The sequence below is a fragment of the Pseudomonas sp. MF6755 genome, from assembly GCF_016405635.1.
GTDB lineage: Bacteria > Pseudomonadota > Gammaproteobacteria > Pseudomonadales > Pseudomonadaceae > Aquipseudomonas > Aquipseudomonas haemolytica.
On sequence record NZ_JAEKDA010000007.1, the window covers coordinates 259,195 to 284,201 of the forward strand.

Genomic DNA, 25,007 nt, shown 5'->3' on the forward strand with positions numbered 1-25,007 from the left:
GGCAGTCTGTACTCAGGCTGAATGAAAACAATTTTCTGCCTGGCTTGCCGTGACAGGCGCCAAGCCACAGCGTTTAATGAATACCTGTCCTTTGGAGTTGATGCTATGCGTAAGTCCGTTTTACTAGTTGCCTGCTTTACCACCCTGTCGTTGCTGCTGGGTGGCTGCGCCTCGAGTCTGACCGGCGACTCGTACTCTCGTGATGAGGCGCGTCGTGTACAAACCGTGCGCATGGGCACCATCGAATCCTTGCGTCCGGTGAAAATCGAAGGTACCAAGACCCCAATCGGCGGTGCTGCAGGTGCGGTCATCGGCGGTGTTGGCGGCAGCGCCATCGGTGGCGGCCGTGGCAGCATCGTCACCGCCGTGATTGGCGCGGTCGCTGGCGGCCTGTTGGGTTCGGCCACCGAAGAAGGCCTGACCCGTACCCAGGGCGTGGAAATCACCGTTCGCGAAGACGACGGCAGCATGCGCGCCTACGTACAAGCCGTGCAGGAAAATGAAATCTTCCGCATTGGCGACCGCGTACGCATCATGACTGTTGACGGTACCAGCCGCGTTACCCGTTAAGCGGCAAGTCGTAGTCATCAAAACCCCAGCCGGGTGACCGGTTGGGGTTTTTGCTTTCATAGACCAGACGCCGCTGTGCTTGCCAAAAAGCGCAAAAGTTGCGGGCAATAAAAAACCGCCTTAGTAGGGCGGTTTTTTAGTTTTGGGGCTGTTACTCCAATTATGAAACCAGGGCTTTCTTACGACTCGCCATCGCTGTCACCGCATACCCGATAAAGGCCGCCAGGATCGACCCGGTCAGAATCCCCATGCGGTCTTCACCGGCAAACTCACTGGCACCCGGTACAAACGCCAGGGAGCCGACAAACAGGCTCATGGTGAAGCCGATACCGCACAGGATCGCCACGCCAAGCACTTGGCCCCAGTTGGCGCCGCTGGGCAGTGAGGCGATGCCGGTCTTGATCGCCAGCCAGGTGAGGCCGAACACACCGACAGTCTTGCCGATCAACAGGCCCGCGGCGATGCCCATGGGCACCGAGTGGGTGAAGCTCTCCAGGCTGACGCCGCTGAGGGAAACCCCGGCATTGGCGAATGCGAACAGCGGCAGGATGGCGTAGGCCACCCATGGGTGCAGAGCGTGTTCCAGGGTCAATAGCGGCGAAGTCTCGGCATTCTTGGTACGCAGTGGAATACAGAACGCCAGGGTCACGCCAGCCAGCGTGGCATGCACACCGCTCTTGAGTACACACACCCACAGGATCAGGCCGATGATCAGGTACGGCCCAAGCTTAATCACGCCCAGGCGGTTCATCGCAATCAAGGCGATCAAACAAGCTCCGGCTCCCGCCAGGGATGCGCCGGACAAGTCGGCGGAATAGAACAATGCAATGACGATGATGGCGCCCAAGTCGTCAATGATTGCCAGGGTCATCAGGAACAGTTTCAGCGACACGGGTACACGCTTGCCCAGCAGGGCCAAGACACCCAGGGCGAACGCGATATCCGTGGCCATGGGGATCGCCCAGCCGGCGAGAGCGGCGGGGTTGTCCTTGTTCAGCGCCCAGTAGATCAACGCCGGCACCACCATGCCGCCGATGGCCGCTGCGCCAGGCAGCACCACTTGGGAAGGCTTGGACAGGTGGCCATCGAGAAGTTCGCGCTTGACCTCCAGGCCGATCAACAGGAAGAACAGGGCCATCAGGCCGTCGTTGATCCACAGCAGCGCCGGCTTGGCGATCGTCAACGCACCCACCTGTGTAACCACTGGCGTCTCGAGAAAGGCGTTGTACAGGTGCGACAACGGCGAGTTGTTGATGATCAGTGCCAAGGCGGCAGCGGCGATCAACAACAGGCCACTGGCGGCTTCCAGCTGGAAGAAACGGGTGAAAGTGCTACGCAGAGGCAAGGGGTGCTCTCCATTCCAAGTTCAATAGGTGGGTACCCTAACCCGTACTGTTAGTTGTTAAAACAAAAGTTATATTCTTATTTGTTATAAGAGACTGGCCGGATTGTCGACGCGCCAAAGACTAGCAATTGTGTGTCCAATTGAGTCGGCACTGTATCTGTGTGAAGTGTAGGAAACATCCTAAGATCAAGGCTGAAAACCTTTAGAGAACCCTCCATGAGCGACCTCCGTACCTGGGCCCGCGAAGCCATTCGCATCATTGAAGCAGACTTCCAGCGCAGCGCCGACACCCACCTGATTCCGTTGCCATTACCGGGTTTGCCGGGCATCGAGTTGTACTTCAAGGACGAGTCCAGCCACCCCACCGGCAGCTTGAAACATCGCCTGGCCCGCTCACTGTTCCTGTACGCGCTGTGTAATGGCTGGCTCAAGCCCGGTGCACCGGTGATTGAAGCGTCGAGTGGTTCCACCGCGATCTCCGAAGCCTACTTCGCTCGACTGCTGGGTTTGCCGTTTATAGCGGTCATGCCCGCTACCACGTCCCAGGAGAAGATCGCCCAGATCGCCTTCTACGGCGGCAAGAGCCATCTGGTCCAGGATCCGACGCAGATCTACGCCGAATCAGAACGCCTGGCCAAGGAAAGCGGCGGTCATTTCATGGACCAGTTCACCTATGCCGAACGCGCTACCGACTGGCGGGCAAACAACAACATCGCCGAGTCGATCTTCCAGCAGATGCGCTTTGAGCAGCACCCGGAGCCCAGCTGGTTGATTTCCAGCCCCGGCACCGGCGGCACCACCGCGACCCTGGGCCGTTATGTGCGTTATCGCCAGCATTGCACTCGCGTGCTGTGCGCTGATGCCGAACGTTCGGTGTTCTTCGACTTCTACCAGAGCGGCGACGCCAGCCTGCGCCTGGACTGTGGTTCACGGATCGAAGGGATTGGTCGGCCGCGGGTCGAGGCATCGTTTTTGCCAGCGGTGATTGATGCGATGGTCAAGGTGCCAGACGCGTTGTCGTTGGCGGCCATGCATTACCTGGCGGGGCGTCTGGGTCGGCGGGTCGGCGGTTCCAGCGGGACCAACCTGATCGGCGCCTTGATGGCGGCGCAACAGATGAAAGCGGCGGGGGAGTCGGGGTCGATCGTGGCGATCTTGTGTGACGGCGGCGAGCGTTATGCCACCACCTATTACGATCAGGCGTGGCTGGCGGGGCAGGGGTATGAGTTGCAAGGGTTGATGGCAGCCGTTGCGGCAAGCGTGGAGCGTGGTGAGCCGTTGCCCAAAACTATCCTGTGCGCCAATATCTGACCCAGCGCAAATCAAAATGTGGGAGGGGGCTTGCTCCTGATGGCAGTGGTTCAGTCAGAACGTTTTTGACTGACAGATCGCAATCGGGAGCAAGCCCCCTCCCACATTTTTTACTGCAGTGTTCTCAGGCTTCGATGCCGAGCATATCCCGCGCCAACGCCTCGGCAATCCGAATCCCGTCCACACCCGCCGACAGAATCCCGCCGGCATAACCCGCGCCTTCCCCGGCCGGGAACAGGCCTTTGACGTTCAGGCTCTGCATCGATTCGTTACGGGTAATGCGCAGCGGTGACGAGGTGCGGGTCTCGATACCCGTCAGCACCGCGTCGTGCAGCGAATAACCTTTGATCTGCTTCTCGAACGCCGGCAGGGCTTCGCGGATCGCTTCGATGGCGAAGTCCGGCAGGGCCAGGGCCAGGTCACCCAGGGATACGCCGGGCTTGTAGGAAGGCTCCACACTGCCAATGGCGGTGGACGGTTTGCCGGCGATAAAGTCGCCCACCAGTTGCGCGGGGGCCTCGTAGTTGCTGCCGCCGAGAATGTAGGCGTGGGACTCCAGGCGCTCCTGCAACTCGATACCGGCCAGCGGGCCACCCGGGTAATCCACCTCGGGCGTGATGCCGACCACAATGCCGGAGTTGGCGTTGCGCTCGTTACGCGAGTATTGGCTCATGCCGTTGGTGACGACGCGATTGGGTTCTGAGGTCGCGGCCACCACGGTGCCGCCCGGGCACATGCAGAAGCTGTAGACCGAACGGCCGTTCTTGGCGTGGTGCACCAGCTTGTAGTCGGCCGCGCCCAGTTTCGGGTGGCCGGCGTACTTGCCCAGGCGTGCGGCGTCGATCAGCGACTGCGGGTGTTCGATACGGAAACCCACCGAGAACGGCTTGGCTTCCATGTACACGCCGCGGCCGTGGAGCATGCGGAAAGTGTCACGGGCGCTGTGGCCCAGGGCGAGAATCACATGCTTGGAGAGGATCTGTTCGCCGCCGTCGATGACCACGCCGTTCAATTGGCCGTCCTCGATCAACACGTCGGTGACCCGCTGCTCGAAGCGCACTTCACCGCCAAGGGCGATGATCTGCTCGCGCATATTTTCCACCACGCCGGTCAGGCGGAAGGTACCGATATGCGGCTTGCTGACGTAGAGGATCTCTTCCGGCGCGCCGGCCTTGACGAACTCGTGCAGCACTTTGCGGCCGTGGAATTTCGGGTCCTTGATCTGGCTGTACAGCTTGCCGTCTGAGAAGGTCCCGGCGCCACCCTCACCAAATTGCACGTTGGACTCGGGGTTGAGCACGCTTTTACGCCACAGGCCCCAGGTGTCCTTGGTGCGTTGGCGCACTTCCTTGCCGCGCTCGAGGATGATCGGCTTGAAGCCCATCTGCGCCAGCAGCAGCCCGGCGAAGATCCCGCAAGGGCCAAAACCCACCACGATTGGCCGTTCAACCAAGTCTGCCGGCGCCTGGCCTACCACCTTGTAGCTGACGTCGGGCGCCGGGTTGACGTTGCGGTCGTCGGCAAACTTGAGCAGCAGGGCGGCTTCGCCCTTCACGTTCAGGTCGACGGTGTAGATGAAGCACAGCTCCGAGGTCTTTTTACGGGCATCGTAGCTGCGCTTGAACAGGGTGAAATCGAGCAGGTCATCACTGGCGATGCCCAGGCGCTGCACGATGGCAGGCCGCAGGTCTTCTTCGGGATGGTCGATGGGCAGCTTGAGTTCGGTGATTCGTAACATGACAGGATCCGGTAGGCGGCGGGCAAGGAGGCCGGCTGTTTTGCAAACCGGTGATTATAAGCCCCAATGGCAACTTTCCGTCATGTTAAAACAGCGCAGGGCCGAATCAGTCGTCCCGCGAGCCGCCAAACGCCGCGCAACCACGCTGTACCTGGCCGTTGACCCGCAACTCGGCGCTCATGTGTTGCAGGCTGCCGCTTACGCTGTCGACGCAGCGCTGGGGCGCCACCCACAGTTCAATGTGCTGGTTATTGGCTTCGGTCATCAGGTTGAAGCGGCCGTCGCCCAGTTGCTCTTCGACGTATGGCACTGCCAGCGGCGGCTGGCCTTCACGCTCCAGCACCATGCCCTTGGCCGTGACATTCATCGCCCAGGCCGGTTTATGGCCGTTGGCGCGCAGGATCATGCGCTTGAAGTCCGGGTCGGTGCAGGCTGAGGTCGAACGCTCGACACGGTAAAGTTGTTGCAGCTCCACTTCGCCCTGGGTGCCGGTAGCGACGCCGGAAAACTTGCCGCGCAGGTCGGCAAACAGTGCGCCTTGCTGGCCGGCCAGGGAAGCAGCTTCCTGAAGGATGCTGGTGCCGCCGGTGTCCTTGACCAAGTAGTTACGCTGGTCACCGCACGGCTGGAACAGCAACTTGCCGCCCACCGCGGTCAATTCCCCCTGCATACGGGTCAGCCCTACGGTAGAGGGCTTGGCCGGCTCGCTTTCGAACATCTGGCAAGCGGCGAACAGAGGAAGCAAGGCACACAGGGCGAAAGTACGGGCGGCACGCATATCGGGTCTCCAGACAAGTGCCGCCACGTTACGCAGGCTGGCGCCGCATCACAAGCCCGCTCGCCGGCTTCAGGCGTTTCTGACAGACGTCAAACTCAGCCTACGATAAAGGTCTGGCCAGTCTGTAGGCCCTCAACGCTTTTTGCGTAAGCCAGTGCCACGTCGGCAGCTGGGGCTGGTTTGTAGCCACGGAAGTACGGTGCATAGCTGCCCATGGCCTCCAGTAGAACTGTCGGGCTGACCGCGTTGATACGCAGGCCGCGTGGCAATTCAATGGCTGCCGCTTTGACGAATGCATCCAATGCGCCGTTGACCAATGCCGCCGAGGCGCCTGTACGAATCGGATCACGGTTCAGAATGCCGCTGGTGAAGGTAAACGAAGCGCCGTCGTTGGCGTACTCCCGACCAATCAGCAGCAGGTTGACCTGGCCCATCAGCTTGTCACGCAGGCCCAGTTCAAAATCGCTTTCGCTCATGTCGCTCAGGGCTACGAAGTTGACGCTGCCCGCAGCGCAGACCAATGCGTCGAACTTGCCAGTTTGTTCAAACAGTCTACGGATCGAGGCGCTGTCGCTGATGTCCACCTGGAAGTCGCCGCTGTTGCGCCCGATGCTGATCACGTCGTGACGCTGGGCCAGTTCCGCCTTCACCGCCGAACCGACTGTGCCGCTGGCACCAATCAATAGGATTCTCATCGTGCTGTTCCTCCAGGGGTTAAGTGAGGGTTCAGTCTAGTGTGGCTTTTTAGTCGGATAAACGCGCTAATAGGCAACCTTTGGTTTTCAAATGGAAACAATCCATGAGTGAAATGGATGACCTGGCGGCCTTCGCGGTGCTGATCGAAGCTGGCAGCTTCACTGTGGCGGCCGAGCAAATGGGTTGCAGCAAGGGGCAGTTGTCCAAACGCATCAGCCAGTTGGAAGCGCAGTTTGCCGTGGTGCTGCTGCACCGCACCACGCGCAAGCTGAGCCTCACCGCCGCCGGTGCGGCATTGCTGCCTCAGGCACAAGCGCTGGTGGTGCAAGTGGAGCGCGCACGCCAGGCGTTGGCGCGGCTCAAGGACGATCTGGCCGGCCCCGTGCGTATGACCGTTCCGGTGTCATTGGGGGAAACCTTCTTCGATGGCTTGCTGCTGGAGTTCTCCAAGCAATACCCACAGGTGCAGATCGAGCTGGAGCTGAACAACAGCTACCGGGACCTGGCACGGGATGGCTTTGACTTGGGTGTACGCTCGGGTGCCATCGAAAATGAACGCCTGGTGGCCAAGCCTTTACTGGCCTGGCACGAGATGACCTGCGCCAGCCCGGCCTACCTTGAACAGCACGGCGAGCCGCTGACCCCGGCAGACCTGGCGGCCCACACCTGTCTGCTCAACAGCCATTACAGTGGCCGTGAGGAATGGCTGTATCACCAGCAGCACGAACTGCTGCGGGTACGGGTAAGCGGCACCTTCGCCTCCAACCACTACAACCTGTTGAAAAAAGCCGCGCTGGTGGGTGCCGGTATTGCGCGCCTACCTTCCTACGTATTACCGACGGAACTGGCTGACGGCCGATTGCGCTGGCTCCTGCGCGACTATCAGACGCGCAGCATGCCGATGTACCTGGTTCATCCCTATCAAGGTGGCCTGCCGCGCCGTACCCAGGTATTGGCCGACTACCTGGTGGACTGGTTCAAGCGCAGCGGCGAGGCGCTGGACCGGCTTTAGCGATAGCGACGGGCAATCAACTGGTCGATGGACAGGCAGCCCGGTCCCTTGGCGAGTAACAGCAACAACAGCGCGATCCAGGTGCCGTGGGTAGGGTAGGCGTCAGGGTAGACGAACAACTGGATGGTCAGGGTCATGCCGATCAGGGCAAGGGCGGAAAAGCGCGTGGCGAACCCCACCAGGATCAGCACCGGGAAAAAGTGCTCGGCAAAGGTTGCCAAGTGCGCGGCCACTTCCGGTGACAGTAGCGGCAGGTTGTATTCGCTGCGGAATAACCACAACGTCGAAGCAGCAAGTTTGGGTTCGCCCACTTGGAACGTACCGCTGATCAGATCAATGGCAAAGCCTTCAACTTTGGTCTGCCCGGATTTCCAGAACACCGCTGCAATGGAAAAGCGCGCAATAAAGGCGATCACGCTGTAGGGGATGTTTTCGAACAGTGCGACGGTCCGTTTTACCAGGCAGGGAGCGGAAGTGTTCATGGCGATACCTTTTGTTCCAGATGCAAATGAGTGATGGCGTCGTGGCTGATCAGCAGCGTGAGGCATTGGTGCAGGTCGAACTCGTCCGAAACTTCAAGGGCCTTGGCTACGGCCACCTCTAGTCCGGCGCCGTGGCTGAGGCTGTTGATAAACGTCACCGATCCGCTGTCGATGGCGAACACCTTGACCGTCAACCCTTGGCGCAAGACCAGCGCGCCCTGGGCATACCAGGGGTTCACCCTGGCGATAGCGCCGTCGGTCTGGTGCGCCGCCCAGATCGCGACGATTGCGTAGGGGGAGTTCAATGTGGCGAGCGAGGGATGCAGTCGCATACGTAACTGCCCCAGTTGCGCTTGAGCTTGCAGGTGCTGGACAACGTCTTGCTGGCCCAGCGGCTGTCGATCCGCTGCGTGGTAAGCGCGAACCCGCAGGCGTTCCAGCCGTGCAATATCTGCCAGGTAAGGAACGGTCGAGGCTGGTTCGAAGCCCTGGATAAAGTCAGCTAATGAGCTGCCGTAATCACTGATCAGCGGGCTGGTGGGCGGCTGGCCTTGTACGTACAGGCCGGCCATGGCGTGGAAAAATTCATCGCCGACCAGTTGCCGCACCACTGGGTAGGCGGCTGCCAACCCATTGATCAACGAGCTGTGGACATTATTGCGATACACCGCGAAGCGGCTCGCCGGGTCGGCACCGTTGCTGCTGAACACACCCTCGGGACAGGCGGCGTCTGGCGTCAGCAAGGCGTGAGCAAATGCCTGTTGAATGCTCATCGGGCCACCTGCGACAAATACCATTGCGCCTGCCGGGCCTCGGCCTGCAGCACGCTGAAAGCCGGCACCTGGTTATCCCGCTCGATCAGCGTGGCCACCGGCCCGGTTCGTGTCAGTACCTGCTCGTACAACTGCCACACGGCGTTATCGATAGGCGCGCCGTGGTCATCGATCAGCAGGCGGTCGCCCAGGCTGTCCGTGTCTTCGGCAAAGCCGGCCAGATGAATCTCACCGACTGCGTGCAATGGCAGAGCATCAATATAGGCCAATGGCGCGCGCTGGTGATTGATGCAGGAGACGTAGACGTTGTTGACGTCCAGCAACAGGCCGCAACCGGTACGGCGGACGATCTCGCTGATGAAGTCGGTTTCGTCCAGGGTAGAGCGCTCGAACTGCAGGTAGGTGGAGGGGTTCTCCAGCAACATCGGCCGCTTGAGCGTGTTTTGTACTTGGTCGATGTGCTCGCACACCCGGTTCAAGGTGCTGGCGTCGTAGGCCAGGGGTAATAAATCGTTGAGAAACACCGGGCCGTGGCTGGACCAGGCCAAGTGTTCGGAAAAAGACTGGGGTTGATAGCGTTCGATCAGCGTGGCCAGTCGTGCCAAGTGCTCACGGTCCAGCGGACCTTCGCCACCGATGGACAGGCCCACGCCGTGCAACGACAGTGGGTACTGCGCGCGGATCAATCCCAGGTAGTGATGAAACGGGCCGCCGGCCACCATGTAGTTTTCGGCGTGTACTTCGAAAAAACCGATGTCGGGGCAGGTCTCGAGCACTTGCGCGAAGTGCTCGGTCTTTAGCCCCAGCCCGGCCCGCAAGGGGAGGCCGGGCACCTGAGCCGGTGAGACCGTGTAGTGAGGAGTAGGCGTCATCATCGTTACTCAGGCGGCGCTGGGTTTCAGGATTTGGCGGCGAAGGCGGCTTCCTGGCCGAAACCGGTCGGCGAGGTGCTGCTTGGGGTCTTGGTGCAAGTGCCGGCGGGGACCAGTTTCCAGGCGTCGGCCTGGTCTTTGGTTTTGGAGGTACCGGCGCAGGAAGTGCCGGCGCCTGCGGCGCAATCGTTCTTGCCGGCTTCAGCCACGCCGAAGCATTTCTGCATGTCGTCGGCTGCGTGAGCGGTATTGGTCAGGGCGGAAAGACTCAGGGCCGAACCCAGGGCCAAAACGAGGGTAGCGGCGGACAGCGAACGGGTTTTAGTAGTCATGGTGTATCTCCAGCAGTGAGGTTTGTGTAAGGAAGCGTTGGTGCTTGCTTACCCCACTAGAGTGAGGACATCCCAATGCGTTACAGCGGCTGACAAAAAAATTCAACGCGCCGGCAAAAAGCGCTCGCGAATGCCTGAGCCAAGAGCTTCAGGCATTCGCGAGTTCATACTGCATTTTGCGCACATTGCTATCAGCCAAATCACGTGAGGGACGATTGATGACGTTCGCTCAGTGCCATTCTTGAATTAATACGGGAACATCATCTGATCTGGTTTTAGTACAGATACATTATGTAAGCCGACTATTTAGTTTTTAAATACACGGCGTGGTTTCTTATGTATTCACTTCTAAGTGTCTGCGTTTTCGGGGCGAAGAGGTAGTTCGTGGAGGGTGACGAGTCTTTTGCACAGAGGCTTTTTGTTTGGATTAAGCGCTTTGTCCCCATTCTTGGGCGCATACATTAGTTTTTTGTATAGAGAACAGTCAGTTGTAAATTTAAGGATTTATTCTTTTGACTTTTGTTTTTTGGTTGTTTAGTTTGTTTTTGCCGGCGACAAATGAAATGCGCAGTTCACGAACGACTCTGCTGGAGAGTGTTCCAGTCTAACTAAGAAGGAATGTGACAATGAAAGAAGTAAAAGTAGCCCTGCTGCAAAGTGCCACCTGCAACTTGATGCATGTGAAACTGCCTTCCAAGCCAAAGCCGGTAAAAGTGGCTAAATAAGGAAGCAGTGGGCCTGGAGAGTTAGCTCTCCAGGCCTTCAAGGAGCAGCTTATGTACTTTATAACTCCAGCGGTATTAGTATTCGACGACGGCAAAGAAGAATGTTGGGTTGAATACTCTTCAGGCTGTAACGGCGTCAAAATTTCCAAAGGCTTGGGCAGGTTCATTGCCGAGCACTGCGGTCGGGCGGTAAATGCCGATCACTTGAAAGCAGCGATCGCACTCGATAACACCCTCAGTGAGGCGGACATCGGTACCTTGCTGGCTAACGTCTGTACGCCGGTAGTGGATGAGCCCAAATCCGGTTATCACCTGGCCACACAGAATCACCCCTTTCTTGACATGTCCCAAGGCCTATCGGCGTTGGAGGCAGACGCCCGGATCATGGCCGCCTACGTCAAGGAACATCAGTATCCGCCCGTCGAGCTGAGTGTTGACTCAAGTCACGATGTCGCGATCATTGACGCGGTCAACTTGGACATCGACGAGCTGCGCAATTCTGTTTTTTATCAGTTCAGTATGATGTTGTCGGGGACGTTCGGCGTGCGCTTGCACCAACCAGCGTATTACGACGGCGAACGTGATTATCACCAAGTTGAGTTGCTGAAGAAGTCCATCCCTTCAGGCGGTGCCAGGCACCCCACGGAATGTTTTGTTGAAGTCCATCGTTCGCCGCTGCTTGAGCCGGGTGTCTACTATTTTTCCCCGACCAAGAGTTCGCTGCAACTGCTCTCCCGCACATTGCCGGCCTCCATGGATGCCGAGCGCATTTCAAACTCCGATGCCGATTGGGTGGTAAGGCTGGTGTTGTGCGCTGCGGTGAGACGTTCAATGTTCCGTTATCGCGACCCGCGCAGTTTTCGTGCCTTACTGGTCGATGCCGGGCATGCAGAGGCTCAATTGTCGGCGTTGGCAAGTTATTGCAACTGGCATTACACATCACGGTTTGTCGTGGACTTTGAGTACGCAAAAGACTTTACGGATGAGTCATCGGATGACGGCCTTCCGGCGTTTTCAATCGGGTTGCTGGAGGGGTGGAATTAATGATGTACGTAAGCCAGTGCGGTAATGAGCGTTTGATCCCCGAGACGTGGGAACACCATAACTGGGAACGCCCCTATGTATTCCTGAAGACATTGCAGAGTGATCTTGCGGCTCGGCCGCAGGCTTTTCAAAGTCATCGTTACCTTTTGGATAAGCTAGTGTCCGGGTATGACCTCAAGCGGGCTATCTCAAGACGCAGCTTTACTTCAGTTGCCGAGCGGGACGTTCCCTCCTCGGTACTGGTGGCGGTCCTCAGGTGCCTTTACCAGGCGTTGGCCCAGGAGACACATCTGTTCGCTGGCGTCGTGACCCAGGGTGTACAAGGTTGGGCGGATGCAGCATGGTCGTTGGACCATACGCCCAGAGCGCTCAAACGTTCGGATCGCCCCAGTGACAGCGAGGTAGTCGCCAAGATCATTCAGGGCCAAGGCTGGGCTGGGGGTAACGGCATCACGGTGCTGCTTGGAATCAATTGGCAATTTGCCGTTGACGCATTCACCGATCCCGATATTGCCTATGCCAAAGCCTTGTTGGATGTGGGGCGTGTCGGTCATGCCTTGTTATTGGAAGGGCAGCATCAAGGTCTCGTGGCCAGAATGACCCCGGCGGTACATGAAGAAACAGCGTCGCAGATGCTGCGCCTGAGTGAAGAAAGGGATGTTCTTTATGCCATTCGGCTGGTTTTTCCAGGCTGAGTGCGTCGCAAGGAGTTGCAAAAATGAACAGACTTTCGCCGCTGAGGGATGCATACGAGCGAGAGGGCTACGTCGTTGTTCGCAAGTTGCTGGACAACGAGACGCTGACGGTACTTGCTGAAAAAGTAATGCAGCAATTGCTCCATCATCGGATAGCGGACGGTTTTACCCACAGGGGGCAGCCTCGATTCACGGAGCCCGCGCAGCCCGACGCCGACCTGCTTAAGTTCGTCGACGTCATGCGCTCTGAGCTGACCGAAGTACTTTTTCAGGCCCCAGCAGTGATCGAGGTGATGAAAGTGCTACTCGATACCGATGAGGTGTTTGTCCACCCGGTCAAATGGGTGCGGGGTCTGGCGCCATTGGATTCTTCGCTGCACTGTTCGCCCGGCGTTCACCAGGACTTTCCGGAACTACAAGGCAGTGACCGGCAAATCACCTTATGGGCGCCGTTTTTTAATGTCGATGAGAGTTCGGGGTCGCTGCCGGTTTATAACAAAAAGCCCGGCGAGACCCTGTTACCGCTCGAGCTGGCGCTCAATCCATCAGGCTGGCAAGTCTGCCCGCAAGTGCTGGGCACAAAGAATGTGTTCGAATTACAGCCGGGTGATGTGCTGTTGTTCAATACCTTCACCCCGCATGGGGGCGCCACCAATACCGGCGAGGGTTGGCGTTGCAGCATCGAGGCTCGGTTTCAACCGCTGGCTGATCCGTTGGCGCTCAGTAACTTTGCCAAGCCGCTGTTGACCCAGGATTGGCAAACGTTCTATGAGGGTTGGCATACCTGGGGTTTTTACTGGAAGGACAGGCATCCACCCCTCACACCCTTTGATCCGTCCTGGGAACAATGGCGAGACCTGACGGCGATCGGTGAAGCGGTTAAAGGAAACAAGAACGCCGTGGCAGCACTCGAAATCGCTGCGAAGTTCGGAGTGTCCGAACCCATCAGGTCTTGTGCCCAGCGGTTGCTAGAGTCCTTTGAATGTAGTTACGACCAATAGGGTGCTTTGGCTGTGAAGAACCGATTTACAGATTTTTTCATCAGCAGGAATTTTTCATTCCTATGGCTGGGGCAAGCGCTTTCATCGTTTGGCGAGTTTGTTTTTGAAAGCACGGTCATCGTCTGGTTGGTGACGGACTTGTTTCACAACAGTGCCTTTTTACCGACGGCAGTGGGCCTGGCAGTGGCGGCCTCGGCCATCCCGCGTGTGTTTGTGGCGCCACTCGCCGGAGCCTGGGTTGATCGAATGGCCCCGCTGTACGTGATGATCGCGGCGGATGCTATTCGGGTGCTCAACTTCCTGATCTTTTTCGTGATCTATTCGCTGGCAGGGCTTGATCAGATGCAAGTGCTTGCCGGGGTTCTGCTGTTGTTGTTGGTTAACAGCACCGCTGCGCAATTTTTCAACCCGTCGCGTCAGGCGATCATGCAGGTGGTCATCCCTTCTGCGCGACGCGTTGAAGCTTCAGCCAAGGCGATGTTTTCCTTGACGGGTATTTCAGTGTTGTCGGCTTCCCTTGGGCCGGCGTTATTTGTGTGGGTAGGGCCTGCTGTGGCACTGCTGATCAATGTGCTGGCCTTTACGTGTTCGGCACTCTGTATTGCCTCCACCCAAGGCCTGCGCAGGACGTTGCTGGCCGAGCAGCAACGGTTGCCTTTCTGGCATGGGCTGCTCGCGGGGCTGCGGTTTTCCTGGGGGCACGCGTCCATTCGCACGCTGCTGATCGGTGTTGCGCTGTATGGGTTTTCACTGGGGGTCAATAATGTTGCACTGTCCTTGTATGCGTTCAAAACCCTGGGCTTGAGCCCCTATGAATACGGCTTGATACTCGCGGCGTTCCCAGTGGGAGGCTTGATTGCCGCCGTGCTGGTGCGGCCGTTGCTGAAGTCCTTGAGTACACGTCAGGCATTTACTATTTCGTTGCTGTGCATGGGTTTCAGCTACCTGGCGTACTCGCTGCATCCACCGTTTTACCTGGCTTGGGCACTGATGTTCTGCTGCGGGCTGTTCTTTTCGGTGTTTGCGATTGTTCAAGGGCCGATGCTTCAAGAGGCTGTGCCTGAAGGCTATATGGGGCGTGTATCCGCAACGGTCACACCCGTGCTGGCCATCGCATCGCTGACCGGTACGCTGGTGTGTTCCCAAACGCTTAACCTGGCGCAGAGCGTTATCGGGTATTTCGATATGCCGCTGGACGTGTATGGCCTGTATATCTTCCTCGCGGCGGGCTTGCTGTTGACGGGGGGCGGATTGATGCTGGTCGGCCAACGGGCCAGCAAAGGTCAACTTGCCGCGAGCCTCTAAATCGCAAAAAAAACGGCCCGAAGGCCGTTTTTTGTTGACGCCAATGGCTCAGCCACCGAGATAGGCTTCACGCACCTTCGGATCCGTCAGCAATTGCTCGCCGGTGCCCTGCATCACCACCCGGCCGTTTTCCAGCACGTAGGCGCGGTCGGCAATTTTCAGCGCCTGGTTGGCGTTCTGCTCCACCAGAAACACCGTTACACCGTCCTTGCGCAGTTGTTCGATGATGTCGAAGATCTGCTGAATGATGATGGGTGCCAGGCCCAGGGAAGGCTCGTCCAGAAGCAACAGCTTGGGTTTGCTCATCAGCGCCCGGCCGATGGCGAGCATTTGCTGCTCGCCGCCGGACATGGTGCCGCCACGCTGGCTGAAGCGTTCCTTGAGGCGCGGGAACAGGTGCAGCACCTTGTCCATCTGCTCCTGGTAGTCGCCCTTGTCGGTAAAGAACCCGCCCATGGCCAGGTTCTCTTCCACGGTCAGGCGGGAGAACACCCGACGACCTTCCGGTACCACGGCAATGCTCTTGCGCATGATCTCGGCGGAGTGCTTGCCCACCAGCTCTTCACCCATGTAGCGGATACTGCCGCTGTGAGCCTGGGGCGAACCGCACAGGGTCATCAGCAAGGTCGATTTGCCGGCACCGTTGGCGCCGATCAGGGTGACGATCTCGCCCTGGCGCACTTCCACATTGACGTCGTGCAGGGCCTGGATCTTGCCGTAGAAAGTGGAAACGTTTTCGAATTGCAGCATTTTACGCTTCCCCCAGATAGGCTTTGATCACTTCAGGATTGTCGCGGATCTGCTCCGGCGTCCCGTCGGCCAGCGGCGTGCCCTGGTTGATCACGACGATGTGGTCGGAAATGCTCATGACCAGTTTCATGTCGTGTTCGATCAACAGCACCGTGGCGTTGTTTTCCTCACGCAGCACGCTGATCAGCGCCTTGAGGTCTTCGGTTTCCTTGGGGTTCAGGCCGGCGGCGGGTTCGTCGAGCATCAGGATCCGCGGACGGGTCATCATGCAACGAGCGATTTCCAGGCGACGCTGCTGACCATAGGCCAGGGTGCCGGCCGGGCGGTTGGCGAACTCGGTCAGGTTGACCTTGTCCAGCCAGTACGCCGCGTACTCCATGGCTTCGCGCTCGCTCTTGCGGAACGCCGGGGTCTTGAACAGGCCCGCAAAGAAGTTGGTGTTCAAGTGACGGTGTTGGGCGATCAACAGGTTCTCCACCGCCGTCATATCCTTGAACAACCGCACGTTCTGGAAGGTGCGCACCACGCCCTTGCGGGCGATCTCGTGACCGGCCAGACCCTGGATCGGCTGGCCGTCCAGCAGGATGCTGCCACCGCTCGGTTTGTAGAAGCCGGTGAGGCAGTTGAACACCGTGGTCTTGCCGGCGCCGTTCGGGCCGATCAGCGCCACAACCTGTTTTTCTTTGACGGTCAGGGCCACGCCGTTGACCGCCAGCAAGCCGCCGAAGCGCATGCTCAAGTTTTCGACTTTCAGGATCTCGCGGCTCATTTGCGCAGCTCCATGTGTGGACGTTGCATAGGGAGCAAGCCTTGAGGACGCCAGATCATCATCAGCACCATCATGGCGCCGAACATCAACATGCGATATTCGCTGAACTCACGCATCATTTCCGGAAGCAGGATCATCACGATCGCCGCCAGGATCACGCCCAGTTGCGAGCCCATGCCACCCAGTACCACGATGGCGAGGATGATCGCCGACTCGATAAAGGTGAACGACTCCGGGGTCACCAAGCCTTGGCGAGCGGCGAAGAAGCTACCGGCGAAACCGGCGAATGTTGCCCCGAGGGTGAATGCCGAGAGTTTGATGACTGTCGGGTTCATGCCTAACGCACGGCAGGCGATTTCATCTTCGCGCAACGCTTCCCACGCACGGCCTATCGGCATGCGCAGCAAACGATTGATCACGAACAGGGCGGCCAATGCCAGCAGCAGCGCCACCAGGTACAGGAACACCACTTTGCTCACTGGGTTGTAGGCAATCCCGAAGTACTCGTGGAAGGTCTGCATGCCTTCGGCTGCGGTACGGTCGAATGACAGCCCGAAGAACGTCGGCTTGGGGATGCTGCTGATGCCGTTGGGGCCACCGGTGATATCGGTGAGGTTACGCAGGAACAGACGGATGATTTCACCGAAGCCCAGGGTCACGATCGCCAGGTAGTCACCGCGCAGGCGCAGCACCGGGAAGCCCAACAGGAAGCCGAACGTGGCCGCCATCAGACCGGCGAGTGGCAGACAGACCCAGAAGCTCCAGCCCAGGTAATGCGAGAGCAGCGCGTAGGTGTAGGCACCCACGGCATAGAAGCCCACGTAACCCAGGTCGAGCAGACCGGCCAGGCCCACCACAATGTTCAGGCCCAGGCCCAGCAACACGTAGATCAGGATCAGGGTGGCGATGTCGACCGCGCCGCGCGAACCGAAGAACGGCCAGATCAATGCGGCGATGATCAGGCCGATGATGATGTAGCGCTGGGTGCGCGGCAGGGTCAGGAATTGGCTGACCTTGGGCGACACCAACGGGCCACGGTTGCCCTTGAACAAGGCACCGACCTGCTGGGTAAACAGTACGCGCAGGAACATCAGTACGGAACACAGGGCGATGATGGTCAGGGTCACGGGACCGGTGCCATGCACTTCCAGGTTGATGCCGACAATGCTCAGCTTGAGGCCGAGTACCGGAAAGGCCACGGCCCAGACCAGCAAGGCGCTGAAAAACGCCGATTTAAGATATCTGCTCATACTTTCTCAACCTCCGGACGGCCCAGGATGCCGGTCGGACGGAACAACAACACCAGAACCAAAAGGCCGAACGCCACGACGTCCTTGTACTGGTCACCGAAGATATCGGCGCCAAAGGCTTCGGCCACGCCCAGCACCAGCCCGCCGAGCATGGCGCCCGGAATGCTGCCGATGCCGCCCAATACCGCCGCGGTAAAGGCCTTGAGGCCCACCAGGAAACCGGCGTTGGGGTTGATCACGCCGTATTGCATGCTCAGCAACACGGCCGCCACGGCGGCCAGTGCGGCACCGATGACGAAGGTCAGGGCGATGATGTTGTTGGTGTTGATGCCCAGCAGGTTGGCCATCTTGATGTCTTCGGCACAGGCCCGGCAGGCGCGCCCCAGACGGGAGCGGGAGATGAACAGGGTCAGGCCCAGCATGGCCACCAGGGTGACGACGAAGACCAGGATCTGCATGTACGAAATCAGCACTTCTTGTGCGCCACCTGGGCCGAAGGAGATGCTCCCCGGGATCAGGTTGGGAATGGACTTGTCCTTGGAGTCCTGGGACAGCAATACGGTGTTCTGCAGGAAAATCGACATGCCGATGGCGGAAATCAGCGGGATCAGACGGTTGCTGCCACGAAGGGGACGGTAGGCAACTCGCTCGATACTGTAGCCATAGGCACTGGTCACGATGATCGATGCCAGGAACGCGGCGGTCATCAACAGCGGCAGGGAGTGGATCCCCATCATGGCCAGCCCGGCAAGGGCGATGAAGGCCACGTAGGAACCAATCATGTACACCTCGCCATGGGCGAAGTTGATCATTCCAATGATGCCGTAAACCATTGTGTAGCCAATGGCTATCAAGGCATAGGTGCTGCCAATGGTCAGGCCATTAACCAGCTGTTGGAAAAAATGATAGATCTCAGGCATTACAGCGCTCCTAAAAACCCGATACGCATTTCACTGGTGGAGTCATTTCCGGCTCGGTGCCCTGTTCTGTGACCAGGTTGCACAAAGCGTTTGCCAGCGAACCGCTGGTGACGGTTTTAAGATTTTCAGGTGAGCCAGCGCCCGGATCGCGGGTGACATGGCCCATAAACCTCGTAAAACAAAACCCACTGCTTGCACAGTGGGCTTGTTGACCAGTAATGCCTGGCTTACTGAGGGGAAACTTCGGTTTTTGGTTTACCGAAGTGCCATTCGTAGACCACGAACTTGAAGTCCTTCAGGTCGCCCTTGGCGTCGAAACTCAGATCGCCAGTCGGGGTCTTGAAGGTACCGGCGTGGATGGCCTCGGCCACTTTGGCGGTGTCTTCGCTCTTCGCGGCAGCGATACCGCCGGCGATGACTTCAACCGCCGAGTAGGCCGGGAACACGAACGGACCGGACGGGTCCTGCTTGTTCTTGGCGAACTCTTCAACGATGGCTTTGTTGGCAGGGTCGGTGTCGAAGGATTTCGGCAGGGTCACCAGCAGGCCTTCGGAAGCGCCCTGGGCGATTTGCGAGATGGAGTCGTTGCCGACGCCTTCAGGCCCCATGAACTTGGCGTTCAGGCCTTTTTCCTTAGCTTGGCGCAGGATCAGGCCCAGCTCAGGGTGATAGCCGCCGTAGTAGACGAAGTCGACGTTGGCTTGCTTGAGTTTCTGGATGATCGAGGAGAAGTCCTTGTCACCTGCGTTCAGGCCTTCGAAGACGGCAACCTTGGTGCCTTTCTCTTCAAGGGTTTTCTTCACGGCGGTGGCGATGCCTTCACCGTATTGCTGCTTGTCGTGCAGTACGGCCACGATCTTCGGCTTCACGTGATCGGCGATGTAGTTGCCGGCCGCCGGGCCCTGGGCGCTGTCGAGGCCGATGGTGCGGAAGATCAGCTTGTAGCCACGGGAAGTGATTTCAGGGCTGGTGGCGGCCGGGGTAATCATGATAACGCCTTCGTCTTCATAAATATCCGACGCAGGCTGAGTGGAGCTGGAGCAGAGGTGACCGACTACGAACTTCACGCCGTCGTTGACCACTTTGTTGGCGACTGCAACCGCTTGTTTCGGATCGCAAGCGTCGTCGTATTCCTTGGCTTCAAGCATTTTGCCATCGACGCCGCCCTTGGCGTTGATGTCCTTGATGGCTTGCTTGGCACCCATGAATTGCATGTCGCCGTATTGCGTCACCGGACCGGTCTTGGGACCGGCGATGCCGATCTTGATGGTGTCGGCTGCGAACGAATGGCCGGCAACCCCAGCCAGGACCATAGCGGCAAACAGTTTGGAAATCTGCTTAGTAGCCTTATTCATAGTGCTCCACTCTTACTGTTGTATTTTTTATAGTTCTAGCGGCCTTGTGAGCTGCAGAACCGGATCAGATATCGCGGATATCCCCCCGGCATTGCCCTGGCAACTGTACCGGTACAGTGTAGAGCGCCGGTTGATCGCTTGAAAAGCTGGCAGCTGGGGGCAAAACCCGGGCATGTCGCTTAAATGAAAGAAAAAGACAGAATTGCGGCGGTTGATATCAGCCTTCTAAGGCATTCCCTGGCTTTTCTGGCACTTTCAATCGCTACCTCATTTGCTACTGGGTTTTTCTGCCGGAGTTACGAAGCTATGATTGCGCCGATTTTTTACTCAGGTGAACTCCCATGACCCAAGAACCAAGCACCCTCTATGCCAAGCTGCTCGGTGAAACCGCCGAAATTTCCTGGAAGGAGCTCGAGCCGTTCTTTGCCAAGGGTGCCCTATTGTGGGTCGACGCCGGCCTGGATTTGATCGAAGCGGCCGAGGGAATGGCCGAAGATAACCGCGACAAAGTCGCTGCCTGGCTGGCTGCGGGGAGCCTTGGCGAAGTGTCTGCCACGCGGGCATTGGACCTGGTCGAACGTGACCCGAGCCTGTGGGCGGTAGTGGTTTCGCCTTGGATTCTGATCCAGGAAAGGGCAGCGTAAGTATTGCTCGCACTAAAAAGGTGCGGCTTTTTCACCTTGGCAAGTGTGTAGCGGAGTAACCGCTCGCCCCGTGATGGCAACTTGCCGTAGAGAAAGGTCACAGCCGAGGGTGACGTTAACGTCACGGGAACAGTTGAGCTCGCCAGGAAATAGCCAAGGAATTGTTTCCAGGTGTGCCACAGCGCTGGATATCGATGACCGTTTAACCGCCAATCCATACGTTTGGCGCTCAGCGAATCGGCCTGACAATAGACGGCGGGCCAACACGCGCCGGGGCCGGGTCTTTTAACGGTGGGGTATCTTTGTTGCCCTCCACGCTGAACGGGTAGAGCGGGTTGCGCATCGCGAGGCCCTGTATCACGCCGATGATGTCGTTGAAGGGTACCGCCGGGCTGAGCAGGTAACCCTGGATAAAGTCACACTCGTGCTTGAGCAATAGCTCGAACTGCGCCTGGGTTTCTACGCCTTCAGTCACCACCTGCAAGTGCAGGGTATGCGCCATGCCGATAATCGCCTGAACGATTTCGCTGTCTGCGGTGGACTTGGGAATGTCCTGGATAAACGAGCGGTCGATCTTCAAGGTGTTGAGCGGTAGGCGCTTGAGATAGGCCAGGGATGAGTAGCCGGTGCCGAAATCATCGATTGCCAGGGAGACACCCAAGGCACGGATTTGCCGCAGCAACGCCAAGGTGCTGCTGATATTGCCCATCAGCGCATTCTCGGTGACTTCCAGTTCCAGGCGGTCGGCAGCCACGCCGGCGAAGCGCAGGGCGGCTTCGATTTCATCGGCCAGCTCGTCCCGGGCCAGGTTCAGGGCCGAGCAGTTCACGGCCATGGTCAACTCGGTGTAGCCCCGGTCAGACAGCAGACTCAGATCATGACAGGCCTGGCGCAATACCCAGTGGTCTAGTTCGGCGATCAACCCGTTGTTCTCCGCGATGCCGATAAACCGGTCCGGGGCCAGCAGCCCATGTTGGGGGTGTTGCCAGCGCACCAGGGCCTCGAGGCGCGTGACCTTGCCGAGCTTCATGTCGAAGATCGGCTGATAAAACAGCACCAGTTCGCTGCGTGCAAGCAAGGCGGCGCGCAGTTCTTCTTCCAGTTGCAGTTCGAGGAATGCGCGGGTTTTAAGGTTGGAACTGAAGAAGTTCAGGCTGTTGCGCCCGGCGTCCTTGGATTGATACAGCGCCAGGTCAGCGGTTTTCAGCAGCTCTTCGCACGTTTGGCCGTCATCCGGGAACAGGCTGATGCCGATGCTGGTGGTCATCACCATGCGCCGGCCCGCCAGTTCGATGGGTTCTTTCATCTGCTGCATGATGCGCTGGGCCAGGTGCCGGGCTTCGTCGCGGTGATGAATATTGATCAGGATGCAGAACTCATCGCCACCAAACCGTGCGACCACATCCTCGTGGCTGCGTATCGAGCCCTTGATATTTGCGGCCAGCACCGCCAGCAACTGGTCGCCAGCGTCATGCCCAAGGCTGTCATTGATGCGCTTGAAGTGGTCGATATCGAGGAAGATCAACGCCATCATGCCTTGGCTGCGCGTTTTTTCTGCGATCTTTTCCGCGAAGATCTGATTGAAGCCACGGCGGTTGAGCAGGTTGGTCAAAGCATCGAAGTGGGCCACCTGCTGCAGTGACGCACGGGCCTGGTCCAGTTCGCTGAGCAGCGCGTTGACCCGGCGCAGGTCGCGCTCCTTGTGTTGCAGTTTTTTGTCCGCCAGGGCCGCACTGACGCTGCTGCCGATCACCAGCAAAGTAATCACCGCCACCGACAGGCCCAATTGAATCGGGTTGTTATCCGCTGGCAATGAAAGGTCCGCCCCGCTGGGCACCAGCATTTGCATGGCCGCCATGCCGGTGAAGTGCATGCTCAGGATCCCGGCGCCCAGCACCAGGCTGGCGGCGTATTTGAGCAACTGATGAAACACCCCGGCGCCGTTGCGCAGATAGCTCGACAGCAGCAATGCCGCGAGGCTGGCACCGATGGCAATCGCCACCGAGGCCATGAACAGCCTTGTGTCGAAATACACCTGGGCCTGGGAGCGCATGGCCGCCATGCCCACGTAGTGCATCAGCGCGATGCCCAGGCCCATCCATACCGAAGCCAGCAGGTACTGATGGAACCGTAGGTGGGCATGACTGAGGGTTTGCATGGCGAACAACGATGCGATCAGGGCGATCCCCAGCGAGGCGAACGTCATGATCAATTCGTAGTGAATGGCAATGGGGGCCTGGAAAGCCAGCATGCTGATGAAGTGGGTCGACCAGATCCCTCCGGCCAGGCAACCCGCTCCCAACCAGCGCCAATGGCGGCGGGCGGTGGGGTCTTCGACATGGCCGACGCGTTCGGCCATGTCCAGCGTACCGAAACCCGCTGCGCAGGCGACCAGGTACGCGAGTAGCACCAGAAAGGGGTTATGACTGCAATTGAGTAATAAGTGCCCGCTTTCTGGAAGGTCGGTAAAAAAATGCTGACCCAGCCATTCCATAGCTTATCCCGTCATAGAGCCACGTCACTGCCACAGGCGATGACCTATGAAGTCGAGTATAGAAGCCGCGCGGGATTTGCCATGAATAATGGCACTTTGATCTCAATTATTTTGGCATGCCTTGCATAGCGTCTGGTGCTAAGCGCTGATGGGCAGGTCCAGTTCGAAGGGCAGCGCTTCCAGTGGGGCCAGGCCGAAGGCGGCGCGTGCGGCATCGCAGTCGACGTTTTGCACACCCTGGCTCCAGGAGGCGTCGAACTCGCGGCAGACGCTGGAGCGTTGCTCATAGATCGAGCAACTGGTGGCCTGCCCGACTTCGCCCTCAAGGCTGCAGCAACGTGCAGGTTTCTGGTCGGTACCGATCATCGCCACGCGGCTGGGGTTGATCTGCACCACCAAATCATCGGGCACTGTGCCCCCGGATGAGGCGCATTCACCCCAGAAGAAAGACACGCGAAAGTGTGAACAGCAGGCACCGCAATTCAGACACGGACTGGCTTCGGACATGGGCGTCATCGATAAGAAAAGTAGGAGGTGGGTGCTACGAGAGGCTCGCCATTCTATCCGTGCCATGGCCGTTGGGAAGGGGGGCGTGCACTTATATTTTCGTAGGCAAAATCCCCTGATGATGGGTGAAATCATGCCCTATCAGCTTTACGAATCATTACAGACAACCGCTGCCAGCCTGACTATGTTGCAGGTACCGGGCAGGATGCATCGGGCATCGCAGCTCTCATAACAATAATAGAGACGGACCCATGCAGAACTCGACCCAAGCGGCGAATGCCTGGCGCATTCTGTTCCTGCTGTTCCTCGCCAACCTGTTCAATTTCTTCGATCGCACGATCCCCGCGATCATCATCGAGCCCATCCGCATGGAGTGGCACCTGAGCGACTTCCAGCTCGGTATCATCGGCACCGCCTTTACCCTCGTCTACGCCATTGCCGGGCTGCCGCTCGGGCGCCTGGCCGACACCGGCTCACGCAGCAAGTTGATGGGCTGGGGCCTGTTCGCCTGGAGCGGGCTGACGGCGATCAACGGCATGGTCGGCAGTTTCTGGACGTTCCTGCTGGTGCGCATGGGTGTTGGCATCGGGGAAGCCAGCTATGCACCGGCAGCCAACTCGCTGATTGGCGACTTGTTCCCGGCCCACCGTCGCGCGCGAGCCATGGGTATTTTCATGCTCGGTTTACCGTTGGGGCTGTTGCTGGCGTTTTTCACCATCGGCTGGATGGTCAAGGCATTCGACAGCTGGCGCGCACCGTTCTTTATCGCGGCGGTGCCGGGGCTGATTCTTGCGGTGTTCATGTTCTATATAAAAGAACCCAAGCGCGGCGCGGCGGAAACCGTGCAAGTCGCCCAGGAACGTGTCGACCGCCCGATCCGTCGCGTACTGGCGGTGCCCACCTTCCTGTGGCTGGTGCTGGCCGGGCTGTGCTTTAACTTTGCCACGTACGCGTGCAACTCGTTCCTGGTGCCAATGTTGCAACGGTATTTCCTGATGCCGTTGCAGGATGCAGCCGTCGCTACCGGTGTGATCGTCGGCCTGACCGGCTTGGTGGGGCTGACGCTGGGCGGCTGGGTTGCCGACAAGATTCATCAACGGGTTGCCAATGGCCGCCTGTTGTTTGCCGCGTTCAGTTTGATCATCTCCACGGTCACCACCGCCTGGGCATTGCATGCCGGGCGTGTCGAGATTGGGGTGTTTGTGGCGCTGTTCAGTGTGGGCTGGTTGTTTGCCTACAACTTCTACACCTGCGTTTACACGGCGATCCAGGACGTGATCGAACCGCGCCTGCGAGCGACGGCGATGGCGTTGTTCTTTGCTGGGCTGTATTTACTGGGCGGTGGCATGGGGCCGGTGGTGGTCGGGGCCTTGTCCGATCACTTTGCCCATTCGGCGATGTATGCGGCCGGAGCGCAGCAGATGACGGAGGCTTATAAAGCCGTGGGGTTGCATGACGCCATGTACCTGATTCCGGTGGCGCTGTTCTTGACCATGCTGTTTCTGTTTCAGGCGTCGCGCAGTTTTGTGCGCGATGCCAAGCGCATGAAGGAGGGATTGAGTGGGGTTGAGGTGCCGGCTTCGGTGGCAACAGCATGAGATTCAGGTGACTCCATCGGGAGCAAGACAAATAAAAAGGC

At 58.7% G+C, this 25,007-nt stretch carries 24 protein-coding genes; 9 read left to right on the forward strand and 15 right to left on the reverse strand.

Annotated elements, in window-relative coordinates; genetic code table 11:
• Positions 1–105 precede the first annotated feature (105 nt).
• Complete coding sequence (locus JFT66_RS11495) at positions 106–570, forward strand: glycine zipper 2TM domain-containing protein (protein WP_003189251.1); 465 nt, start codon at positions 106–108, stop codon at positions 568–570.
• Positions 571–730: 160 nt separating this feature from the next.
• Here JFT66_RS11495 and nhaA read toward each other — a convergent pair whose 3' ends face one another.
• Positions 731–1,915, reverse strand: coding sequence for a Na+/H+ antiporter NhaA (gene nhaA / locus JFT66_RS11500; RefSeq protein WP_034118498.1), 1,185 nt, complete (start codon positions 1,913–1,915; stop codon positions 731–733).
• Positions 1,916–2,131: 216 nt separating this feature from the next.
• Between nhaA and JFT66_RS11505 the strand changes: the two genes are divergently transcribed.
• Complete coding sequence (locus tag JFT66_RS11505) at positions 2,132–3,226, forward strand: PLP-dependent cysteine synthase family protein (RefSeq protein WP_198859284.1); 1,095 nt, start codon at positions 2,132–2,134, stop codon at positions 3,224–3,226.
• A 124-nt stretch (positions 3,227–3,350) separates the two neighbouring features.
• Here the strand turns inward: JFT66_RS11505 and JFT66_RS11510 are convergent, their stop codons facing one another.
• From JFT66_RS11510 to JFT66_RS11520, 3 genes are all read right to left on the reverse strand, one after another.
• Entirely contained in the window at positions 3,351–4,964 is a 1,614-nt protein-coding gene (locus JFT66_RS11510; RefSeq protein WP_198859285.1) for an NAD(P)/FAD-dependent oxidoreductase, read from the reverse strand.
• 106 nt (positions 4,965–5,070) lie between these two features.
• A complete protein-coding gene (locus JFT66_RS11515) occupies positions 5,071–5,742 on the reverse strand; it encodes a COG3650 family protein (RefSeq protein ID WP_034118501.1) in 672 nt (223 codons plus the stop codon).
• A gap of 95 nt (positions 5,743–5,837) precedes the next feature.
• Positions 5,838–6,437 (reverse strand): short chain dehydrogenase, encoded by a 600-nt coding sequence (locus tag JFT66_RS11520; protein ID WP_153837637.1) that lies wholly within the window; start codon positions 6,435–6,437, stop codon positions 5,838–5,840.
• A gap of 104 nt (positions 6,438–6,541) precedes the next feature.
• Here JFT66_RS11520 and JFT66_RS11525 point away from each other — a divergent pair, with 104 nt between their 5' ends.
• Positions 6,542–7,450, forward strand: coding sequence for a LysR family transcriptional regulator (locus JFT66_RS11525; RefSeq protein WP_153837638.1), 909 nt, complete (start codon positions 6,542–6,544; stop codon positions 7,448–7,450).
• Here the strand turns inward: JFT66_RS11525 and JFT66_RS11530 are convergent.
• Genes JFT66_RS11530 through JFT66_RS11545 form a run of 4 tightly spaced genes read right to left on the reverse strand, consistent with a single transcriptional unit; the run spans position 7,447 to position 9,909 of the window.
• Complete coding sequence (locus JFT66_RS11530; protein ID WP_034118505.1) at positions 7,447–7,932, reverse strand: DoxX family protein; 486 nt, start codon at positions 7,930–7,932, stop codon at positions 7,447–7,449. The genes JFT66_RS11525 and JFT66_RS11530 overlap by 4 nt on opposite strands.
• The gene (locus JFT66_RS11535; protein ID WP_153837639.1) at positions 7,929–8,705 is read right to left on the reverse strand and encodes an HvfC/BufC N-terminal domain-containing protein; all 777 of its coding nucleotides are present in this window, start codon (positions 8,703–8,705) and stop codon (positions 7,929–7,931) included. Before JFT66_RS11535 ends, JFT66_RS11530 begins: the two co-directional genes overlap by 4 nt.
• Positions 8,702–9,580 carry an MNIO family bufferin maturase gene (gene bufB, locus JFT66_RS11540; protein WP_198859286.1) on the reverse strand — a complete coding sequence of 293 codons (879 nt, stop codon included), beginning with the start codon at positions 9,578–9,580 and terminating at the stop codon, positions 8,702–8,704. The genes JFT66_RS11535 and bufB overlap by 4 nt, the downstream gene beginning before the upstream one ends.
• Before the next feature lie 23 nt (positions 9,581–9,603).
• Entirely contained in the window at positions 9,604–9,909 is a 306-nt protein-coding gene (locus JFT66_RS11545; protein ID WP_034118508.1) for a BufA1 family periplasmic bufferin-type metallophore, read from the reverse strand.
• A gap of 776 nt (positions 9,910–10,685) precedes the next feature.
• Here JFT66_RS11545 and JFT66_RS11550 point away from each other — a divergent pair.
• From JFT66_RS11550 to JFT66_RS11565, 4 genes are read left to right on the forward strand one after another with little or no spacing between them, the layout of a single operon-like run.
• Positions 10,686–11,678 (forward strand): hypothetical protein, encoded by a 993-nt coding sequence (locus JFT66_RS11550; RefSeq protein ID WP_198859287.1) that lies wholly within the window; start codon positions 10,686–10,688, stop codon positions 11,676–11,678.
• A gap of 2 nt (positions 11,679–11,680) precedes the next feature.
• Positions 11,681–12,373: a hypothetical protein gene (locus JFT66_RS11555; protein WP_153837643.1), complete on the forward strand. Its 693-nt coding sequence runs from the start codon at positions 11,681–11,683 to the stop codon at positions 12,371–12,373.
• Positions 12,374–12,396: 23 nt separating this feature from the next.
• A complete protein-coding gene (locus JFT66_RS11560; RefSeq protein ID WP_034118511.1) occupies positions 12,397–13,374 on the forward strand; it encodes a hypothetical protein in 978 nt (325 codons plus the stop codon).
• 12 nt (positions 13,375–13,386) lie between these two features.
• A complete protein-coding gene (locus JFT66_RS11565) occupies positions 13,387–14,679 on the forward strand; it encodes an MFS transporter (protein ID WP_162524813.1) in 1,293 nt (430 codons plus the stop codon).
• A 48-nt stretch (positions 14,680–14,727) separates the two neighbouring features.
• Here JFT66_RS11565 and JFT66_RS11570 read toward each other — a convergent pair whose 3' ends face one another.
• The 5 genes from JFT66_RS11570 to JFT66_RS11590 all read right to left on the reverse strand — a co-directional run bounded on the left by JFT66_RS11570 (position 14,728) and on the right by JFT66_RS11590 (position 19,723).
• Complete coding sequence (locus tag JFT66_RS11570; RefSeq protein ID WP_034118512.1) at positions 14,728–15,429, reverse strand: ABC transporter ATP-binding protein; 702 nt, start codon at positions 15,427–15,429, stop codon at positions 14,728–14,730.
• Position 15,430: 1 nt separating this feature from the next.
• Positions 15,431–16,198, reverse strand: a complete 768-nt coding sequence (gene livG / locus JFT66_RS11575; RefSeq protein WP_005785832.1) for a high-affinity branched-chain amino acid ABC transporter ATP-binding protein LivG — start codon at positions 16,196–16,198, stop codon at positions 15,431–15,433.
• Complete coding sequence (locus tag JFT66_RS11580) at positions 16,195–17,448, reverse strand: high-affinity branched-chain amino acid ABC transporter permease LivM (protein WP_034118513.1); 1,254 nt, start codon at positions 17,446–17,448, stop codon at positions 16,195–16,197. Before JFT66_RS11580 ends, livG begins: the two co-directional genes overlap by 4 nt.
• Positions 17,445–18,368: a high-affinity branched-chain amino acid ABC transporter permease LivH gene (gene livH, locus JFT66_RS11585; protein ID WP_003193535.1), complete on the reverse strand. Its 924-nt coding sequence runs from the start codon at positions 18,366–18,368 to the stop codon at positions 17,445–17,447. The genes JFT66_RS11580 and livH overlap by 4 nt, the downstream gene beginning before the upstream one ends.
• 227 nt (positions 18,369–18,595) lie before the next feature.
• On the reverse strand, positions 18,596–19,723 hold the full coding sequence (locus JFT66_RS11590) for a branched-chain amino acid ABC transporter substrate-binding protein (protein ID WP_153837646.1): 1,128 nt from the start codon (positions 19,721–19,723) through the stop codon (positions 18,596–18,598).
• Between the two features lie 341 nt (positions 19,724–20,064).
• Between JFT66_RS11590 and JFT66_RS11595 the strand changes: the two genes are divergently transcribed.
• Complete coding sequence (locus JFT66_RS11595) at positions 20,065–20,367, forward strand: DUF2288 domain-containing protein (protein ID WP_017530446.1); 303 nt, start codon at positions 20,065–20,067, stop codon at positions 20,365–20,367.
• Between the two features lie 229 nt (positions 20,368–20,596).
• On the opposite strand, the gene JFT66_RS11600 is transcribed toward JFT66_RS11595, so the two are convergent.
• Entirely contained in the window at positions 20,597–22,861 is a 2,265-nt protein-coding gene (locus JFT66_RS11600; RefSeq protein WP_198859288.1) for a putative bifunctional diguanylate cyclase/phosphodiesterase, read from the reverse strand.
• Positions 22,862–22,999: 138 nt separating this feature from the next.
• Positions 23,000–23,368 carry a YkgJ family cysteine cluster protein gene (locus tag JFT66_RS11605; protein WP_034118516.1) on the reverse strand — a complete coding sequence of 123 codons (369 nt, stop codon included), beginning with the start codon at positions 23,366–23,368 and terminating at the stop codon, positions 23,000–23,002.
• A gap of 251 nt (positions 23,369–23,619) precedes the next feature.
• On the opposite strand from JFT66_RS11605, the gene JFT66_RS11610 reads away from it, so the two are divergent.
• Positions 23,620–24,966, forward strand: coding sequence for a spinster family MFS transporter (locus tag JFT66_RS11610; protein ID WP_034118518.1), 1,347 nt, complete (start codon positions 23,620–23,622; stop codon positions 24,964–24,966).
• The last annotated feature ends 41 nt before the right edge of the window (positions 24,967–25,007 follow it).

Excerpts from the sequence above, each read along its gene's own strand:
- JFT66_RS11495 (WP_003189251.1), top strand. The coding sequence starts at position 106 with ATGCGTAAGTCCGTTTTACTAGTTGCCTGCTTTACCACCCTGTCGTTG.
- JFT66_RS11505 (WP_198859284.1), top strand. The coding sequence starts at position 2,132 with ATGAGCGACCTCCGTACCTGGGCCCGCGAAGCCATTCGCATCATTGAA.
- JFT66_RS11510 (WP_198859285.1), bottom strand. The coding sequence starts at position 4,964 with ATGTTACGAATCACCGAACTCAAGCTGCCCATCGACCATCCCGAAGAA.
- JFT66_RS11515 (WP_034118501.1), bottom strand. The coding sequence starts at position 5,742 with ATGCGTGCCGCCCGTACTTTCGCCCTGTGTGCCTTGCTTCCTCTGTTC.
- JFT66_RS11520 (WP_153837637.1), bottom strand. The coding sequence starts at position 6,437 with ATGAGAATCCTATTGATTGGTGCCAGCGGCACAGTCGGTTCGGCGGTG.
- JFT66_RS11525 (WP_153837638.1), top strand. The coding sequence starts at position 6,542 with ATGAGTGAAATGGATGACCTGGCGGCCTTCGCGGTGCTGATCGAAGCT.
- JFT66_RS11530 (WP_034118505.1), bottom strand. The coding sequence starts at position 7,932 with ATGAACACTTCCGCTCCCTGCCTGGTAAAACGGACCGTCGCACTGTTC.
- JFT66_RS11535 (WP_153837639.1), bottom strand. The coding sequence starts at position 8,705 with ATGAGCATTCAACAGGCATTTGCTCACGCCTTGCTGACGCCAGACGCC.
- bufB (WP_198859286.1), bottom strand. The coding sequence starts at position 9,580 with ATGATGACGCCTACTCCTCACTACACGGTCTCACCGGCTCAGGTGCCC.
- JFT66_RS11545 (WP_034118508.1), bottom strand. The coding sequence starts at position 9,909 with ATGACTACTAAAACCCGTTCGCTGTCCGCCGCTACCCTCGTTTTGGCC.
- JFT66_RS11550 (WP_198859287.1), top strand. The coding sequence starts at position 10,686 with ATGTACTTTATAACTCCAGCGGTATTAGTATTCGACGACGGCAAAGAA.
- JFT66_RS11555 (WP_153837643.1), top strand. The coding sequence starts at position 11,681 with ATGTACGTAAGCCAGTGCGGTAATGAGCGTTTGATCCCCGAGACGTGG.
- JFT66_RS11560 (WP_034118511.1), top strand. The coding sequence starts at position 12,397 with ATGAACAGACTTTCGCCGCTGAGGGATGCATACGAGCGAGAGGGCTAC.
- JFT66_RS11570 (WP_034118512.1), bottom strand. The coding sequence starts at position 15,429 with ATGCTGCAATTCGAAAACGTTTCCACTTTCTACGGCAAGATCCAGGCC.
- livG (WP_005785832.1), bottom strand. The coding sequence starts at position 16,198 with ATGAGCCGCGAGATCCTGAAAGTCGAAAACTTGAGCATGCGCTTCGGC.
- JFT66_RS11580 (WP_034118513.1), bottom strand. The coding sequence starts at position 17,448 with ATGAGCAGATATCTTAAATCGGCGTTTTTCAGCGCCTTGCTGGTCTGG.
- livH (WP_003193535.1), bottom strand. The coding sequence starts at position 18,368 with ATGCCTGAGATCTATCATTTTTTCCAACAGCTGGTTAATGGCCTGACC.
- JFT66_RS11590 (WP_153837646.1), bottom strand. The coding sequence starts at position 19,723 with ATGAATAAGGCTACTAAGCAGATTTCCAAACTGTTTGCCGCTATGGTC.
- JFT66_RS11595 (WP_017530446.1), top strand. The coding sequence starts at position 20,065 with ATGACCCAAGAACCAAGCACCCTCTATGCCAAGCTGCTCGGTGAAACC.
- JFT66_RS11600 (WP_198859288.1), bottom strand. The coding sequence starts at position 22,861 with ATGGAATGGCTGGGTCAGCATTTTTTTACCGACCTTCCAGAAAGCGGG.
- JFT66_RS11605 (WP_034118516.1), bottom strand. The coding sequence starts at position 23,368 with ATGTCCGAAGCCAGTCCGTGTCTGAATTGCGGTGCCTGCTGTTCACAC.
- JFT66_RS11610 (WP_034118518.1), top strand. The coding sequence starts at position 23,620 with ATGCAGAACTCGACCCAAGCGGCGAATGCCTGGCGCATTCTGTTCCTG.